Annotated in this window: 12 protein-coding genes; 11 read left to right on the top strand and 1 reads right to left on the bottom strand. The window is 43.6% G+C overall.

The annotated features are described in order from the left end of the window. The first annotated feature begins 10 nt into the window (after nucleotides 1–10). Together O3626_RS07990 and O3626_RS07985 are read left to right on the top strand one after the other, a co-directional pair. Complete coding sequence (locus tag O3626_RS07990) at nucleotides 11–466, top strand: LytTR family DNA-binding domain-containing protein (protein ID WP_031572580.1); 456 nt, start codon at nucleotides 11–13, stop codon at nucleotides 464–466. A gap of 9 nt (nucleotides 467–475) precedes the next feature. After that, nucleotides 476–889, top strand: a complete 414-nt coding sequence (locus O3626_RS07985) for a DUF3021 domain-containing protein (RefSeq protein WP_129299633.1) — start codon at nucleotides 476–478, stop codon at nucleotides 887–889. Between the two features lie 62 nt (nucleotides 890–951). On the opposite strand, the gene tyrS is transcribed toward O3626_RS07985, so the two are convergent. Continuing rightward, a complete protein-coding gene (gene tyrS / locus O3626_RS07980; protein ID WP_003004779.1) occupies nucleotides 952–2,208 on the bottom strand; it encodes a tyrosine--tRNA ligase in 1,257 nt (418 codons plus the stop codon). A 182-nt stretch (nucleotides 2,209–2,390) separates the two neighbouring features. Between tyrS and pbp1b the strand changes: the two genes are divergently transcribed. The 9 genes from pbp1b to O3626_RS07935 all read left to right on the top strand — a co-directional run bounded on the left by pbp1b (nucleotide 2,391) and on the right by O3626_RS07935 (nucleotide 18,020). Beyond that, entirely contained in the window at nucleotides 2,391–4,847 is a 2,457-nt protein-coding gene (pbp1b, locus tag O3626_RS07975; RefSeq protein WP_371496281.1) for a penicillin-binding protein PBP1B, read from the top strand. Nucleotides 4,848–5,198: 351 nt separating this feature from the next. Further along, a complete protein-coding gene (rpoB, locus tag O3626_RS07970; protein WP_371496279.1) occupies nucleotides 5,199–8,768 on the top strand; it encodes a DNA-directed RNA polymerase subunit beta in 3,570 nt (1,189 codons plus the stop codon). A 159-nt stretch (nucleotides 8,769–8,927) separates the two neighbouring features. After that, the gene (gene rpoC / locus O3626_RS07965) at nucleotides 8,928–12,581 is read left to right on the top strand and encodes a DNA-directed RNA polymerase subunit beta' (RefSeq protein ID WP_195423841.1); all 3,654 of its coding nucleotides are present in this window, start codon (nucleotides 8,928–8,930) and stop codon (nucleotides 12,579–12,581) included. A 322-nt stretch (nucleotides 12,582–12,903) separates the two neighbouring features. Continuing rightward, a complete protein-coding gene (wecB, locus tag O3626_RS07960; protein ID WP_371496277.1) occupies nucleotides 12,904–14,061 on the top strand; it encodes a non-hydrolyzing UDP-N-acetylglucosamine 2-epimerase in 1,158 nt (385 codons plus the stop codon). Then, nucleotides 14,058–14,846 carry a hypothetical protein gene (locus tag O3626_RS07955; RefSeq protein ID WP_371496275.1) on the top strand — a complete coding sequence of 263 codons (789 nt, stop codon included), beginning with the start codon at nucleotides 14,058–14,060 and terminating at the stop codon, nucleotides 14,844–14,846. Before wecB ends, O3626_RS07955 begins: the two co-directional genes overlap by 4 nt. A 9-nt stretch (nucleotides 14,847–14,855) precedes the next feature. Beyond that, nucleotides 14,856–14,996 (top strand): hypothetical protein, encoded by a 141-nt coding sequence (locus tag O3626_RS07950; protein WP_003004308.1) that lies wholly within the window; start codon nucleotides 14,856–14,858, stop codon nucleotides 14,994–14,996. Then, a complete protein-coding gene (locus tag O3626_RS07945) occupies nucleotides 14,989–16,299 on the top strand; it encodes a glycosyltransferase (protein WP_195423844.1) in 1,311 nt (436 codons plus the stop codon). Before O3626_RS07950 ends, O3626_RS07945 begins: the two co-directional genes overlap by 8 nt. Nucleotides 16,300–16,307: 8 nt before the next feature. Next, nucleotides 16,308–17,411 carry a glycosyl hydrolase family 8 gene (locus O3626_RS07940; protein ID WP_371496273.1) on the top strand — a complete coding sequence of 368 codons (1,104 nt, stop codon included), beginning with the start codon at nucleotides 16,308–16,310 and terminating at the stop codon, nucleotides 17,409–17,411. A gap of 219 nt (nucleotides 17,412–17,630) precedes the next feature. Further along, entirely contained in the window at nucleotides 17,631–18,020 is a 390-nt protein-coding gene (locus tag O3626_RS07935; RefSeq protein ID WP_371496307.1) for a DUF1033 family protein, read from the top strand. Nucleotides 18,021–18,061 lie beyond the last annotated feature (41 nt).

The raw sequence follows: 18,061 nt of genomic DNA, 5'->3' as shown, positions 1-18,061 counted from the left end.
TGGAGTAGGAATGAAGATTCGTTTTGAGGAAAAACAGGATATCCCAGAAAACGACCCCTGTGTGGTCATTCAAGCCAAGCAATTATCTGATCAAGCACGAGAGGTGATGGACTATCTTGAACAGTTTTCGACAGTGAATCAAGTAGTGATTCCTATCAAAACAGATGATCATTTGATCATGGTGAAAATTGATGACATTATTTTAGCCGAGATTGATAAGAATCAGCTAACCATTTATACGACAGACAAAACGTTCACCGTCAGAGATACTTTGACAAATTTTCAACATCGGATTAATCGTCGTAATTTTTTACAGATATCCCGCCACGCGGTGATGAATATCGACCATTTGGAATCGCTATCGGATAGTTTTTCAGGCAATATGATGGCTAAACTGACACGCGGAGTAAAATCAAGTGTCAGTCGGAAATATGTCAAATCCTTGATGGATTATTTAGGGGTATAGGAGAAAGTGATGAAACGAGTTATAGCTTATTTTGTATCTGGTATGAGGACAGGATCCTTCTTTTATTTGTGTTTGGTGTTATTATCCCATGTCTATCCCAACATCGTCTATCCCGCTGTAAATGTCCGCAATATCCTGGCGATCTTTTTGATGAGTGGGACAATGGGGGTCTTGACATTCATTCTTGAGGAAGAAGAGTTTTTGACCTATAGTTTGCGTGTGGCCTTGCATTTAGTTGTGACAGCTGCCATCTTAGCATTAACCTACTTGTTTTTTGGCTGGGGGGCAGCCTTACAGAGTCCTATTCCTTGGTTGATCTTTCTAGCCATTTACGGCCTGATCTGGCTTTACCAGATTTGGCAACTCCATAAAAAAACTCAACGAATCAACCAAGCTTTGTTGCATCGTAGAAAAGGGAAATAGTCCCAGAAAAAAGTGTGTAAGAAAACCACGAAGTTCATACCAAACTTCGTGGTTTTACTTTCTTAATAAGTCAAAACAAAGTATTTTTTCTTACCGCGACGGATAACGGTCAATTCATTTTCTAATTTATCGCTATCGCTCAAGACATAGTCAAGGTCTTGGATGCGTTCGCCGTTGACGTAGATAGCTCCATTTTGAACATCTTCGCGGGCTTGGCGTTTAGAATTGACCACACCAGCTGTGACCAAGAGTTCAACAATGTTGAGGTTATCTTCTGCTTGGACCTGGTAGTTTGGCACACCACGAAGGCCTTGTTTGAGTTCTTTGACAGAAAGGTTTTTGATGTTTCCTGCAAAGAGTTGTTCTGTGATGTTGAGGGCTTCCTTGTAGGCTTCTTCGCCGTGGACAAGGGTAACCACTTCACGCGCCAAGATCTTTTGAGCCAAGCGTTCATGAGGAGCGGCCTCAAACTGTTTGCGGATCTCTTCAATCTCATCAAGTGACAAGAAAGTGAAGATCTTCAAGAAGCGCACAGCATCTGCATCCATCACATTCATCCAGAATTGGTACATTTCGTATGGAGATGTTTTGTCTGCATTGAGCCAGACCGCATTGCCTTCTGATTTACCGAATTTCTTACCAGTTGCATCTGTGATCAAAGGCACAGTCATAACATGACCAGTTTTATCTGCTTTACGACGCATCAACTCAGTACCAGCTGTCATGTTTCCCCATTGGTCAGATCCACCGATTTGAAGGGTTACATTGTGTTCTTGGTTGAGGACGTAGAAGTCATAGCCTTGCATGATTTGGTAGGCAAACTCTGTGTAAGAAATCCCTGTTTCAATCCGTTTTTTAACAGATTCTTTACTCATCATAGCATTGACTGTAAAGTATTTTCCGACATCACGAAGGAAGTCAATAAAGCTAATGCTTCCGAACCAATCGTAGTTGTTGACCATTTCGGCTTTATTGTCACCATTTTCAAAATCGAGGAAACGAGACAATTGCCCTTGAATGGAGCGAACCCATTCTTGTACAGTTTCTTTTGTTTGGAGACTACGTTCAGCATCTTTGAAGGACGGATCACCAATGAGACCAGTCGCACCGCCAACGAGCGCATAAGGTTTGTGGCCTGCTAGTTGAAGGCGACGGCTCGTCAAGATGGCAACCAAGTGACCAAGGTGAAGGCTGTCAGCAGTTGGATCATAACCAGTATAATAAGAAACCTGACCTTCTTCCAGTGCTTTGCGTAAGGCTTCTTCATCCGTCGTTTGAAATACCAAACCACGCTCTTTTAGCTCATCAAAAATGTGCATGTGTCTTTTCTCCTTTATAAGTTTATTCATTTCTCTATTCTACCATAAACCACGGAAATGGCAATGCTTTCCATCATTTTCTTGTCCTTACCCAGGAAGATTGAGTGACGATTTCTACGCTCTTGTGATTGAAAACAAAGGGCCTAATCTGCTATAATATAGGGAACAAGGAGAAAGAATCAGTGAATCAATTAAAAGAGAAGCTGCAAGAGTTTTGGAAGAAAGTCCAAAAATTCTTTGCAAAGATGTATACAGAAACTCCGAATAAGGAAAAAAATGAGGAAAGTAGCTGGTCTGTCGGCGATATTTTTGCGACCTTTTTGCGCACCCTCAAACTCTTGTGGGATGTCATGATCGCCCTGTTCGTGTGCCTCTTTTTATTTGGCGCAGGGATCGGGATTGGTTATGCGGCGAGCCTCTTTAGCAACGTCAAGGTTCCAAAGACAGAAGAATTGGTCCAGCAGGTTCGCAATGTTAGCAGTGTTTCAAAACTGACCTATTCCGATAAGAGCTTGATTGCAGAAGTGGACAGTGATTTGATCCGCACGCCAGTCACAGGAGACGCCATTTCAGACAATGTCAAGAAGGCTGTGATTGCTACTGAGGATGAGAATTTTGAAAGCCACAAGGGGGTTGTACCTAAAGCCGTTCTTCGGGCAACACTTGGATCTGTAGCCGGCGTGGGTTCCTCTAGTGGGGGATCAACCCTGACCCAGCAGTTGATCAAACAGCAAGTCGTGGGAGACGCTCCAACCTTTACTCGTAAGGCGACAGAGATTGTTGATGCCTTGGCTTTAGAGCGGGGAATGGATAAAAATGAAATCCTGACCACCTACTTAAATGTTTCGCCTTTTGGACGCAACAATCGGGGACAAAATATTGCGGGTGTGGAAGCTGCAGCTCAAGGGATCTTTGGCGTCTCTGCGAAAGACTTGTCCGTTCCACAAGCGGCCTTTATCGCTGGCTTGCCACAAAGTCCGATTGTCTACTCTCCTTATGCTGCAGACGGTAGCCTAAAGAGCAAGGAGAACCTCGAGTTAGGTCTGGCGCGTGCCAAAGACGTTTTGTTCAATATGTACCGGACAGGAGCCTTGTCGAAAAAAGACTACGAGACCTATGCTCAGTACGACTTGACCAAAGACTTCATCGCTCCAGATGGCATCGAGAAAACACCGCATGACTACCTCTACTTCCAAGCAATGGAAGAAGCAAAAGAGGCCATGTATGATTACTTGATCAAGCGAGACAATGTAACCAAGCAAGACCTGAAAAATAATGAAACTGTCAAGGCTTATCAAGAATTAGCTGAGAGTGAGTTGCGCGAAGGTGGTTACACTATCCAAACCACTATTAACAAACCGGTTCACAATGCGATGCAGGCTGCAGTCGCGAATTTTGGAAGCGTCTTGGATGATGGAACGGGACTGGTAGAAGTTGGGAATGTCCTGATGGACAACCGAACGGGTGCTGTTTTAGGATTTATCGGTGGTCGAAATTTTGATGGTAACCAAAACAACCATGCCTTTGATACAGAACGTTCCCCAGGATCTACTATCAAGCCACTGTTGGCCTATGGGATTGCGATCGACCAAGGCTTGATGGGAAGTAATAGCATCCTTTCTAACTACCCAACTAATTTCTCAAGTGGGGAGCCGATCATGCACGTGGATAGCCGAGGAACAGCCATGATGGATCTCCGTGAGGCCCTCAATACCTCGTGGAATATTCCGGCTTACTGGACTTACCGAACCCTTCGTGAAAAGGGTGTGGATGTCCCATCCTACATGAAGAAAATGGGCTATGATATCCCTGAATATGGCATTGAGAGTCTACCAATGGGGGGAGGAATTGAGGTCACTGTTGCCCAACATACCAACGGTTTCCAAACCATTGCTAACAATGGGAACTACCTCAAACGCTACATGGTGGAGCAAATCATCGACCGAGATGGGGATGTAGTCTACAAGCACGAAGCAGATCCGGTTCGTGTCTACTCTCCAGCAACAGCAACGATTATGCAGGATCTCTTGCGTGGGGTCATCACATCTGGTGCCACAACGACCTTTAAGTCACGGATTAGCCAAGTCAACCCAACGCTGGCAGGTGCTGACTGGATTGGAAAAACTGGTACCACCAACTCAAACGGGGATATGTGGTTGATGTTGTCCACCCCAAATGTTTCTTTAGGAGGTTGGATCGGTCATGACAACAATGCTTCCATGCAAACCTTGACCGGATACAACAACAATGCTCAATACATGGCGCAGTTGGCGAATGCGATCTACCAAGCAGATCCAAGTCTCTTTGGGATTCAGGATAAATTCACTCTCGATAAGAGTGTGATCCGTTCTGAAGTGCTCAAATCGACTGGTGAAAGACCGGGCCGCGTCAATGTCAATGGCCGGGATATCGATGTGAGCGGTCAAACGGTAACCAGTCTTTGGGCTAAAAACGGAGCGCCAACCACTCAATACCGCTTTGCCATCGGGGGATCGGATAGCGATTATCAAAGTGCTTGGGCAGCAATTCTCGGCAATACCAGTGGCAATCAGTCGAATAATAAGAACAATTCGACAACCAATAGTTCATCAAGCAATAGTTCAAATCGAAATAGTTCCAATCGCGGCAATCGACGCTAGTCTGATCCAGTAGAAAACCTAGAGAAAGCCTTGATTTTTGGAGCAAAAAACGATATAATAGTGATAACTAATTTGTCGTGTGCTTTATTTGAAATATTGTCCAAATAAGAGCTTACAGCAGTTAAATCTTACTTGAATAAGTCGATTTAGCTGCTCTTTTTGTGCCTATTTTTCAGGAAAACCCTAGTTTGTTACACAAATTTAATTTTTCTAAAAATTACAAAAAGCGACGAATAAGGTGAAGAGACAGCTCTTCACGTGATGCAAATCACAAAATTGTAGTTAAAACCGGATAGGTGGTAGGAGTGATGTTACCAAGCTATCCTAGTATAGAAAAAGGAGCTAAAAACTTTGGCAGGACATGACGTTCAATACGGGAAACATCGGACCCGTCGTAGTTTTTCAAGAATCAAAGAGGTTCTTGATTTACCAAACTTGATTGAAATCCAGACAGACTCATTCAAAGATTTCTTGGATCATGGCTTGAAGGAAGTATTTGAAGATGTGCTTCCAATCTCAAACTTCACGGATACAATGGAATTGGAATTTGTGGGTTATGAAATCCGCGAACCCAAGTATTCGCTTGAAGAAGCGCGCATTCACGATGCCAGCTACTCAGCACCAATCTTTGTGACCTTCCGTTTGGTCAACAAAGAAACAGGTGAAATCAAGACCCAAGAAGTTTTCTTTGGTGATTTCCCAATCATGACTGAAATGGGAACTTTCATCATCAATGGTGGAGAACGGATTATCGTATCTCAATTGGTCCGCTCACCAGGTGTCTACTTCAATGATAAGGTGGACAAGAATGGTAAGATTGGTTATGGATCAACAGTTATCCCTAACCGTGGAGCTTGGTTAGAGCTTGAAACCGACTCAAAAGACATCGCCTACACACGCATCGACCGCACACGTAAAATTCCATTTACAACGCTTGTGCGTGCTCTTGGATTCTCAGGAGATGATGAAATCATCGATATCTTTGGGGATAGCGAATTGGTTCGCAATACTATCGAAAAAGATATCCACAAAAATCCAATGGATTCACGGACAGATGAAGCCCTCAAAGAAATCTACGAGCGTCTTCGTCCAGGTGAACCAAAAACAGCGGAAAGCTCACGTAGCTTGTTGGTAGCCCGTTTCTTTGATCCACGTCGTTATGACTTGGCACCAGTTGGTCGCTACAAGATCAACAAGAAACTCAATATCAAGAACCGCTTGTTGAATCAAACAATCGCAGAACCATTGGTGGATGCTGAAACAGGAGAAATCCTTGTAGAAGCTGGTACTGTCATGACGCGCGATGTCATTGACAGCATCTCTGAACAATTGGATAACGGTTTGAACAAAATCACTTACATTCCAAATGATGCTGCTGTTTTGACAGAACCAGTTGAATTGCAAAAATTCAAAGTTGTCGCTCCAACAGATCCAGACCGTGTTGTCACCATCATCGGAAATGCTAATCCATCTGACAAAGTACGCATCGTAACTCCAGCAGATATCTTGGCAGAAATGAGCTATTTCTTGAACCTTGCAGAAGGTCTTGGCCGTGTGGATGATATCGACCACCTTGGAAACCGTCGGATTCGTGCCGTTGGTGAATTGCTTGCCAACCAAGTGCGTCTTGGACTTTCACGGATGGAACGAAACGTTCGCGAACGGATGTCTGTACAAGATAACGATGTCTTGACACCACAACAAATTATTAACATTCGTCCAGTAACTGCAGCAATTAAAGAATTCTTTGGTTCTTCACAGTTGTCACAGTTTATGGACCAACACAACCCACTTTCTGAGTTGTCTCACAAACGTCGTTTGTCTGCCTTAGGGCCTGGTGGTTTGACACGTGACCGTGCCGGATATGAAGTGCGTGACGTGCACTATACCCACTATGGTCGTATGTGTCCAATCGAAACACCTGAAGGACCAAACATCGGTTTGATCAACAACTTGTCATCCTACGGACACTTGAACAAGTATGGTTTCATCCAAACACCATACCGGAAAGTGGACCGTGAAAAAGGTGTAGTGACCAACGAAATCGTTTGGTTGACAGCCGATGAAGAAGATGAGTACATCGTTGCTCAGGCCAACTCTAAGTTGAACGAAAAGGGTGGCTTTGCTGAGCCAATCGTTATGGGACGTCACCGTGGTAACAACCAAGAGTTCCCATCTGATCAAGTCGACTACATGGACGTGTCTCCAAAACAAGTAGTTGCCGTTGCGACAGCATGTATTCCTTTCTTGGAAAACGATGACTCCAACCGTGCCCTCATGGGTGCCAACATGCAACGTCAGGCTGTTCCATTGATTGATCCAAAAGCCCCTTATGTGGGTACTGGTATGGAATACCAAGCAGCCCATGATTCAGGAGCTGCAGTCATTGCTCAACACGATGGTAAAGTTACCTACGCGGATGCGGATAAGGTGGAAGTCCGTCGGGAAGATGGTTCTTTGGACGTCTACCATGTTCAAAAATTCCGTCGTTCAAACTCTGGTACAGCCTACAACCAACGTACTCTGGTTAAAGTTGGTGAAACCGTTGAAAAAGGTGACTTTATCGCTGACGGTCCATCAATGGAAAAAGGAGAAATGGCCCTTGGTCAAAACCCAATCGTCGCTTACATGACTTGGGAAGGGTATAACTTCGAGGATGCCGTTATCATGAGCGAACGCTTGGTGAAAGAAGATGTCTACACATCTGTTCACTTGGAAGAATTCGAATCAGAAACACGCGATACCAAGTTAGGCCCTGAAGAAATTACCCGTGAAATTCCAAACGTTGGTGAAGATGCTCTTCGTGACTTGGATGAAACAGGTATTATCCGTATTGGTGCTGAGGTTAAAGAAGGCGATATCCTTGTCGGCAAGGTAACACCGAAAGGTGAAAAAGACCTTTCTGCTGAAGAACGTCTCCTTCACGCTATCTTTGGGGATAAATCTCGTGAAGTGCGTGATACATCACTCCGTGTACCTCACGGTGGAGATGGAGTCGTTCGCGATGTTAAGATCTTTACCCGTGCAAACGGTGATGAATTACAATCTGGTGTCAACATGTTGGTTCGTGTTTACATTGCACAAAAACGCAAGATTCGCGTCGGAGATAAGATGGCCGGTCGTCACGGAAACAAAGGGGTTGTGTCTCGTATTGTTCCAGTTGAAGATATGCCTTACCTTCCAGACGGTACACCAGTTGATATCATGTTGAACCCTCTTGGGGTGCCATCACGTATGAATATCGGTCAGGTTATGGAACTTCACCTTGGTATGGCAGCTCGTAACTTGGGTATTCACATCGCGACACCAGTCTTTGATGGAGCAAGCTCAGAAGATCTCTGGGATACTGTGAAAGAAGCTGGTATGGATAGCGATGCCAAGACGATTCTTTACGATGGACGTACTGGTGAGCCGTTTGACAACCGTGTCTCTGTTGGTGTCATGTACATGATCAAGCTTCACCACATGGTTGATGATAAACTCCATGCCCGTTCAGTCGGACCATACTCAATGGTTACCCAACAACCACTCGGAGGGAAAGCTCAGTTTGGTGGACAACGTTTCGGGGAAATGGAAGTGTGGGCCCTTGAGGCTTATGGTGCATCAAATGTCCTTCAAGAAATCTTGACTTACAAGTCAGATGATGTCAACGGACGTTTGAAAGCCTATGAAGCGATTACCAAAGGTAAACCAATTCCAAAACCAGGTGTACCAGAATCCTTCCGCGTTCTTGTCAAAGAATTGCAATCACTTGGTCTTGACATGCGTGTCTTGGACGAAGATGATCAAGAAGTGGAACTTCGTGACCTTGATGAAGGGGAAGACGATGATGTGATTCATGTGGATGACCTTGAAAAAGCACGTGAAAAAGCAGCAAAGGAAGCAAAAGCAGCCTTTGATGCCGAAGAATCAGAAAAATAATCAGTAAAAATGATTGTCCTGTGAGCAACCAATGCTTCTGACAGGATGATTCGATAACAAGATACAGACACAAGGGGGTGGCAAGAAAATTTCCTTTCTTCCCCCACCTAAGCTGTATCCAAATGAAACAAGTATGAAAACAAGGAAAGGTAAGAAATAGTGGTTGATGTAAATCGTTTTAAAAGTATGCAAATCACCCTAGCTTCTCCAAGCAAGGTCCGTTCATGGTCTTATGGAGAGGTCAAGAAACCTGAAACAATCAACTACCGTACATTGAAACCAGAACGTGAAGGTCTCTTTGATGAAGTCATCTTTGGACCCACAAAAGACTGGGAATGTGCGTGTGGGAAATACAAACGAATCCGTTACAAAGGGATTGTTTGTGACCGCTGTGGGGTTGAAGTAACACGTGCGAAAGTTCGTCGTGAACGCATGGGGCACATCGAGTTGAAAGCACCTGTATCACACATCTGGTACTTCAAAGGAATCCCTTCTCGTATGGGATTGACCTTGGATATGAGCCCTCGTGCCCTTGAAGAAGTCATCTACTTCGCAGCTTATGTGGTGATCGATCCAAAAGATACTCCACTTGAGCACAAATCCATCATGACAGAACGTGAATACCGTGAACGCTTGCGTGAATACGGACCAGGTTCCTTTGTAGCTAAGATGGGTGCAGAAGCCATCCAAGACCTCTTGAAACAAGTGGATCTGGAAGCTGAAATTGCTCTCTTGAAAGAAGAATTGAAGACTGCAACTGGTCAAAAACGTGTGAAGGCTGTGCGTCGTTTGGATGTCTTGGACGCCTTCTACAAATCTGGCAACAAGCCAGAATGGATGGTCCTCAACATCCTTCCCGTTATTCCACCAGATCTTCGTCCGATGGTCCAATTGGATGGTGGCCGTTTTGCAGCCTCTGACTTGAATGACCTTTATCGCCGGGTAATTAACCGGAACAACCGTTTGGCACGTTTGTTAGAATTGAATGCCCCTGGTATCATCGTGCAAAACGAAAAACGGATGCTCCAAGAAGCGGTTGACGCTTTGATCGACAACGGCCGTCGTGGTCGTCCAATCACAGGACCAGGTAGCCGTCCACTCAAATCATTGAGCCACATGCTCAAAGGGAAACAAGGACGCTTCCGTCAAAACTTGCTTGGTAAACGGGTGGACTTCTCAGGACGTTCCGTTATCGCCGTTGGTCCAACTCTGAAGATGTACCAATGTGGTGTGCCACGTGAAATGGCTATCGAGCTCTTCAAACCATTTGTTATGCGTGAAATCGTTGCACGTGATATCGTACAAAACGTTAAAGCTGCAAAACGCTTGGTCGAACGTGGAGATGAACGTATCTGGGATATCTTGGAAGAAGTGATCAAAGAACACCCAGTTCTCTTGAACCGCGCACCGACCCTTCACCGTTTGGGGATCCAAGCCTTTGAACCTGTCTTGATTGACGGGAAAGCCCTCCGCTTGCACCCCCTTGTCTGTGAAGCCTACAATGCCGACTTCGATGGAGACCAAATGGCCATCCACGTACCGCTTTCAGAAGAAGCTCAAGCAGAAGCTCGTATCTTGATGTTGGCTGCTGAGCATATCTTGAACCCTAAAGATGGTAAACCAGTCGTTACGCCATCTCAGGATATGGTATTGGGGAACTACTACCTCACTATGGAAGAAGCTGGTCGTGAAGGTGAAGGAATGGTCTTTAAAGACCGTGATGAAGCCGTGATGGCTCTTCGCAATGGCTATGTTCACTTGCATACACGTGTCGGAATTGCGACGGATAGCTTAAACAAACCATGGACAGAAGCACAACAACACAAGATTCTCTTGACAACTGTTGGTAAGATTCTCTTTAACGATATCATGCCTGCAGAACTTCCATACCTTCAAGAGCCTAATAATGCCAACTTGACAGAAGGTGTTCCAGCTAAGTACTTCTTGGAGCCTGGTCAAGATGTCAAATCAGCGATTGAAAAATTAGAATTAAACGTTCCATTCAAGAAGAAAAATCTTGGAAATATCATCGCCGAAATCTTCAAACGTTTCCGTACAACTGAAACGTCTGCTTTCTTGGACCGCTTGAAAGACTTAGGTTACCATCATTCAACCCTTGCTGGTTTGACAGTGGGGATTGCCGATATTCCGGTCGTTGAAGATAAGGCAGAAATCATTGAAGAATCTCACAAACGTGTGGAACAGATCACCAAACAATTCCGTCGTGGTTTGATCACAGATGACGAACGCTACAATGCTGTTACAGCTGAATGGCGTGCAGCCCGTGAGAAATTGGAAAAACGCTTGGTGGATAACCAAGATCCGAAGAACCCAATCGTTATGATGATGGATTCTGGAGCCCGTGGTAACATCTCAAACTTCTCGCAACTTGCCGGTATGCGTGGTTTGATGGCCGCTCCAAACGGACGGATCATGGAATTGCCAATCCTTTCAAACTTCCGCGAAGGTTTGTCAGTACTCGAAATGTTCTTCTCAACTCACGGTGCCCGTAAAGGGATGACCGATACGGCCTTGAAGACAGCCGACTCAGGTTACTTGACTCGTCGTTTGGTTGACGTTGCCCAAGACGTTATTATTCGTGAAGATGACTGTGGAACAGACCGTGGACTTGTGATCCGTGCTATTACTGATGGCAAGGAAATGATCGAGCCACTCGAAGAACGCTTGACAGGTCGTTATACTAAGAAATCTGTTAAACACCCTGAAACTGGTGAAGTCATCGTTGGTCCAGATACCTTGATCTCAGAAGACCTAGCACGTGAAATTGTTCATGCTGGTGTGGAAGAAGTCACTATCCGCTCTGTCTTTACATGTAACACCCGCCATGGTGTCTGCCGTCACTGTTATGGTATCAACTTGGCGACTGGTGATGCGGTTGAAGTGGGTGAAGCAGTCGGAACCATCGCTGCCCAATCTATCGGGGAACCTGGTACACAGTTGACCATGCGTACCTTCCACACGGGTGGGGTTGCCTCAAATACCGATATCACTCAAGGTCTTCCTCGTGTCCAAGAAATCTTTGAAGCCCGCAATCCAAAAGGGGAAGCGGTCATCACTGAGGTCAAAGGGGAAGTCACAGCCATTGAAGAAGATGCTTCTACACGGACCAAGAAAGTCTTTGTTAGCGGAGCAACTGGTGAGGGTGAATACGTTGTCCCTTACACTGCCCGCATGAAAGTCGAAGTAGGAGATCAAGTCTCTCGTGGTGCGGCTCTGACAGAAGGGTCTATCCAACCAAAACGTCTCCTTGCCGTTCGTGATGTCTTGTCGGTTGAAACTTACCTTCTTGCGGAAGTACAAAAAGTATACCGTAGCCAAGGGGTAGAAATCGGCGACAAACACATTGAGGTAATGGTTCGTCAAATGATCCGTAAAGTACGTGTCATGGATCCAGGAGATACAGACCTTCTCATGGGTACGCTTATGGACATTACAGACTTTACAGATGCTAATAAGGATGTCCTTATCTCTGGTGGAGTTCCTGCGACTGCTCGTCCAGTCCTTATGGGAATCACCAAAGCCTCTCTTGAAACCAACAGTTTCTTGTCAGCTGCTTCCTTCCAAGAAACCACTCGTGTTCTTACTGACGCAGCGATCCGTGGTAAGAAAGACCATCTCCTTGGACTGAAGGAAAATGTTATCATTGGTAAGATTATTCCTGCAGGTACAGGTATGGCTCGTTACCGTAACTTGGAACCACAAGCGATTAACGAAGTTGAAATCATCGAAGAAGTGCCAGTAACAGATGGAACAGTCGATGAAGTTCAAACAGCTGAAGTCGTAGAAGAATAAGAAAAAAAGTCGGAACTACATGTTCCGGCTTTTTTTTGAAAAAATTATAAAAATTTATTATTTAAAAAATAATTGTATAATTATTGATTTATTTTTTTACCAAAAATATTAGCCCGGTAGAAGTCGTGCTGTAAATACTTACAATTAGTGATTATATGGATATGTATTCTAAACACCAAAATAATAAAATGACTAACTATTAGTAATTTCTTTATAAAACCCAAAATCGGTTTGACATTTAAAGTCATTGGCGGTAGAATGGAAAAAGATGTACACAAATTAAAAAAATGTCGAATTACATGTATGTCAACGGGGGAAGTTTATGGGAAAATTGAAAATTATGGTTGTGTTTGGGACGCGACCGGAGGCCATTAAAATGGCCCCTTTGGTGTTGGAGTTGCAAAAGCAGAGGGAGACCATTGAGACCATTACGGTGGTCACTGCCCAGCACCGTCAAATGCTGGACCAGGTTTTAGAAACCTTTAACATCGTACCTGATTACGATTTGGATATTATGGGGAAAAGCCAGACCTTATTAGACATTACCTCTAAAATTCTGAATCAATTAGATCCAGTTATCAAAAAAGAAAAGCCAGATATGGTGCTCGTTCATGGAGATACGACCACTACCTTTGCGGCGAGTTTGGTTGCCTTTTACAATCAAGTCCGCATTGGTCACGTCGAAGCCGGTTTAAGAACCTTTGATAAATATTCTCCGTATCCAGAAGAGATGAACCGTCAAATGACGGATGATCTAGCGGATCTGTATTTTGCGCCGACTAGCGAAAGTAAGGCCAATCTCTTAAAAGAAAATCATCCGGAATCCTCTATTGTGGTGACAGGAAATACTGCTATTGATGCGCTGAAACTCACGGTTCAAGAGAACTATCATCACGAAGTACTGGATCAATTAGATCCAGCTAAAAAAATCATCCTTGTCACCATGCACCGAAGAGAAAATCAAGGAGCTCCTATGAGAGCGGTCTTTGGAGCTCTGAGAGAAATGGTGGATCAAGAACCGGATATTGAAGTGGTTTACCCAGTGCATCTTAGTCCAGCGGTACAAGAGGCGGCAAACGATCTATTAGGAGATCATGATCGGATCCATCTCATTGCACCTTTAGATGTGCTTGACTTCCATAACTTGGCTTCGAGAAGTTACTTTATCATGTCGGATTCAGGTGGGGTACAAGAAGAAGCACCATCATTGGGGAAACCGGTATTGGTATTGCGTGATACAACAGAACGCCCAGAAGGGGTCAAAGCAGGAACTTTGAAATTAGTTGGTACAGATCCTGCCGTCGTCAAATCTACGATGACGGAGCTCTTAACCAACGAACATCTTTATCTAGAAATGGCAAATGCCCGAAATCCTTATGGAGATGGAAGAGCTTCTGAGCGAATCGTGCAAGCTATTAAACATTACTTTGGCCAGGGAGATGCTGCTGAAGAATTTCATGAGGGAGAAAAGAATAAATGAAAAAAACGGAAAAGTTAAGTAGATGGTTGCTAATTTTGATTGTTTTCGAAGTACTTCTTTTACTTTACTGCTTGTTTTTTGCAAGAGAGATTCTGATTGAAGAAGGATTATTCTTTGTTTTAGGATTATTTTCTGCTATTGTTTTATCAGATTTGTTGTTGACATGGACCATCCTGTTGTCATTTGCCCTAGGGATTGTCTTTTTGGTGGCGGGTGTTGTCTATATCCCATTTCATCAAGCCTTGCTTCTGCTCTTTAGTTTTCCAATCTTGATTGGAATTTTGACCCAAATTCGCTACCACCTCTTTAAAGAGATTGCAAAAGTGAAGGATCAAGAGCCAGAAGCTTACGCAGATTACCGTAACCGCATCGCTTCTTATGGTGGGGAAACCAATGATACGATTCAAGCCTTACTCATTCACTGGTCGCACGAGGAATTGTTCTTCCAATTGCAACCGAGAGAGTACAATCGGACCTTGAACCAAATCAACTATTTGGTAACGCATCATCTAAAGCCAAATGAAAGCTTGTATTATGTATCAGATGGTAATTTCTTGATCTTATCTTCTGATAGCGAGCGGGATCTGAAGGGCGATTATATGACAGTCTTAAAACCACAGTTGGAAGGACTGGTGTTCCAAGGAGAAGATGTGGTGCAAGCCATCCAATTTCAGTCCGGCTTTCTTGTAGTGGATCAATCAAATCGCACCAAATACCATCGCTATAAAGAAATGATTCGTTACTTAAAACGTCAACTTGAAACAGATATTATTGTGGAATATTAGGAGGAAAACATGTCTCTTACAAATATATTTTTTAATATAGCTGTAGGCATTAGTGTATTTTTTGCCTTGTGCTTTATTGTATTATTTGTAGCTTATACGGTGATTTACCGCCGTGTCAATAAAAACTTTAAGGCGGTGGACCATGATTAGTCAAATTGTGATGATTATTGCCTTGATTTCGATTTGGCTGTCCTTAGCCTGGGGCCTAGTAATCCTCTTTTCAGCCGTTCATTTTTGGTTTAAACACAGTGATTTTCGTGTCAATACGGATCCGCTTCCTTATTATCCAAAAGTGACGATCGTCGTACCTGCCCATAATGAGGATGTGGTTATTGCACAGACAGCCAAAGCGATCCTTGATTTGAACTACCCACATGATCGTGTAGAATTACTACTGTTTGCGGATAATTGTTCCGATCGCACTTATGAAGAGTGTTTGGCAGTTAAAGCATTGCCAGAGTATGCAGGACGTGATTTGACCATCATCAATCGCAGTGGGACAGGTGGGAAAGCCGGTGTGTTAAATGACGCTTTGGCCATGGCGACCGGAGACTATATCTGTGTCTATGATGCAGATGCCATGCCTGAAAAGAATGCTCTTTATTTCCTTGTGAAAGAAGTGCTCAAAGATCCAGAGCGTCATGTGGCTTCTTTTGGTCGCAATAAAACGCGGAATGCCGGTCAAAACTTCTTGACCCGCTGTATCAACCAAGAAATTGTCGTCACCCAACGGGTTCACCATGTAGGCATGTGGCATCTCTTTAAGATTGGACGGATTCCAGGAACCAACTTCATTATTCAAACTGAATTTGTCAAGAGTATTGGGGGATGGAAAAACGGTGCCTTAACAGAGGATACGGATATTTCCTTTAAGATTATGCAAAGTGGGAAGTTGATTGCTCTAGCCTATAATTCAGAAGCTTTTCAACAAGAGCCGGAAACTCTGAAGAGTTATTATATGCAACGGAAACGTTGGGCCAAAGGGAATTATGAAGTGGTTCTTTCTAACTTCAAGCATTTATTTGGTAAGGGAAATTGGCGCGTGAAGTTAGAAGTGACCAACTATTCCTGTATCTTCTTCTGGTTCAATGCAGCTATCGTGTTATCAGACTTGATCTTTTTTGCCAATATTCTGGCCATGTGTCTCCATACAGTGTTGCCAGGCGTGCAAATTCCATTTGCCTTTGATTCAGAAAATATCTATATTGCGCAATTGATGTTGTTCAATTGGATCTTGATGATTGGGCTCTACTTACTTCAGATTAATGTGGCTCTTGCCTCACAATTTGGTCAAGCAACTACCAAGCAAATTTGGTTGGCCTTAGCTGCCTACTTCACCTATTCTCAACTGTTTATCATTGTATCGATTGATGCCATCTCTTCGATTGTGATGGACAAACTATTGCACCGGAAAGAAACTAAATGGGTTAAAACAAAACGATTCGCAGGATAGGAGAAATTATGAATACGAAAAAGATGAGATATGTATGGTTTCTAGTCATCCTTTGCATTTTCTGTTTGACCTTATTTTTAGCGAGAACGAGAAGTAAAGTGGAGATGCGAAATCGAATTTACCGTCAGTGGAATGAGCATTTTGTTGTTTCAAAAGGGAAAGAATCCTATGTTCGAACCACCAATGATAGCAATCAAACGGTGGTTTTATCCGAAGCGCAAAGTTATGGAATGCTCATTACTGTTGCGGCTGCTAAAAAAGGACAGGCCCAACAAGCAGACTTTGACCGACTCTATCAATATTATCTAAATCATCGCTTGGAAGGTACCCAATTGATGTCTTGGAAACAAACCATCAGAAATGGAAAAGCAAAGGATGAGGACCATAACGCCACAGATGGAGATCTCTATATTGCCTATGCTCTTCTAAAAGCTGCTCAGCAATGGCCAAAGCAAGCCAAAGACTACCAGGCTCAAGCCAAAGCGATTTTAGAAGATATTCTCGCACACAACTACAATGAAGAAACCGGTGTGTTAACGGTGGGAAATTGGGCCAATCAGGATTCGGAATTCTATCATTTGATGCGGACGTCTGATACACTGCCAGCGCAATTCCAGATCTTTTATGAAGTGACAAAAGATTCGAAGTGGTTGGACATCAAAGAAAAGATGTTGCAGCAACTCCAAACGATCAGCTCCCAAACAAAAACAGGTTTACTACCTGATTTCATCTGGGTAGATGAGCAAGGGACTCGCGTAGCGGATCCCAAGACGATTGAATCCAAGTATGATGGAGCCTACTCGTATAATGCTTGTCGCCTTCCATATAACCTTGTTCAAAGTAAGGATGCAACCAGTCAAAAATTGGTGAAAAAGATGCTTAACTTTTTCAAGAGTCAAAGAAACCTGTACGCGGGTTATGACTTGAAAGGAAAGGCCTTGAACAATCATCAGGCAGCAAGTTTTTTGGCACCGATAGTCTATGCTTCTGAACACGAAAAAGGCTATCTGAAGTTGGTGCAACAGAATAAGTATATCTTCACACAAGATCTACCTCTGAACAACTATTATGATGCAACCATGACAACCATGATTGCACTTGAATTGTTCTAAATACTTGAGAAGAGAGAGTTCCCAAGATGGCTCGTCATTTTGTTGGGACTCTCTTTTTTGATTCTCGAAAAAGGGACCCAAGAGAAATCAAGTAGTCTATTTTTGAAAAATAACTGTGAAAATCGCCTGAGAATACCTGAAAAATTATGCTCTGAGCAGAAAACTTTTATTCTCAAAGGATTTTCTATATAATAGAAGATACAAAGGATGGAAGAGTTTATGTATCGAGTGATTGAAATGTATGGGGACTGTGAACCCTGGTGGTTTTTAGAAGGTTGGGAAGAAGATATCGTCAGTAGTCAGAAGTTTGAAGACTATTACCAGGCTTTGAAATACTACAAGCAGAAATGGTTAGAGTTGAATGCAAACTTTCCAAGTTATAAGAGTCGGAGTGATCTCATGACGATCTTTTGGGATACCAACGAGCAAGAGTGGTGTGAGGACTGCAGTGATGATGTGCAGTTTTTCCACTCGATTGTTCTGCTAGAAGACGAGCACAAGATCCCTAAAAGCAAACTCCGTCCAGGTTACGAAAAGGAAAAAGGAAGTCGCAAACATCGTTCTTGTCAATATACACTCGATTCAAAAAAGGGGACAACCCTGTCATAAGAGATATTTAGAAGATTTTTTAGAGCTATCTAGAAAGTCTT

This window comes from Streptococcus sp. 20925_1_77, from assembly GCF_041432125.1.
GTDB lineage: Bacteria > Bacillota > Bacilli > Lactobacillales > Streptococcaceae > Streptococcus.
The sequence above is the reverse complement of the archived record's forward strand: the minus strand, read 5'-3'. Positions and strand labels throughout refer to the sequence as shown.

What these genes read in the sequence shown, in the direction of transcription:
- O3626_RS07990 (WP_031572580.1), top strand. Translation starts at nt 11, where the DNA reads ATGAAGATTCGTTTTGAGGAAAAACAGGATATCCCAGAAAACGACCCC.
- O3626_RS07985 (WP_129299633.1), top strand. Translation starts at nt 476, where the DNA reads ATGAAACGAGTTATAGCTTATTTTGTATCTGGTATGAGGACAGGATCC.
- tyrS (WP_003004779.1), bottom strand. Translation starts at nt 2,208, where the DNA reads ATGCACATTTTTGATGAGCTAAAAGAGCGTGGTTTGGTATTTCAAACG.
- wecB (WP_371496277.1), top strand. Translation starts at nt 12,904, where the DNA reads ATGGGAAAATTGAAAATTATGGTTGTGTTTGGGACGCGACCGGAGGCC.
- O3626_RS07955 (WP_371496275.1), top strand. Translation starts at nt 14,058, where the DNA reads ATGAAAAAAACGGAAAAGTTAAGTAGATGGTTGCTAATTTTGATTGTT.
- O3626_RS07950 (WP_003004308.1), top strand. Translation starts at nt 14,856, where the DNA reads ATGTCTCTTACAAATATATTTTTTAATATAGCTGTAGGCATTAGTGTA.
- O3626_RS07945 (WP_195423844.1), top strand. Translation starts at nt 14,989, where the DNA reads ATGATTAGTCAAATTGTGATGATTATTGCCTTGATTTCGATTTGGCTG.
- O3626_RS07940 (WP_371496273.1), top strand. Translation starts at nt 16,308, where the DNA reads ATGAATACGAAAAAGATGAGATATGTATGGTTTCTAGTCATCCTTTGC.
- O3626_RS07935 (WP_371496307.1), top strand. Translation starts at nt 17,631, where the DNA reads ATGTATCGAGTGATTGAAATGTATGGGGACTGTGAACCCTGGTGGTTT.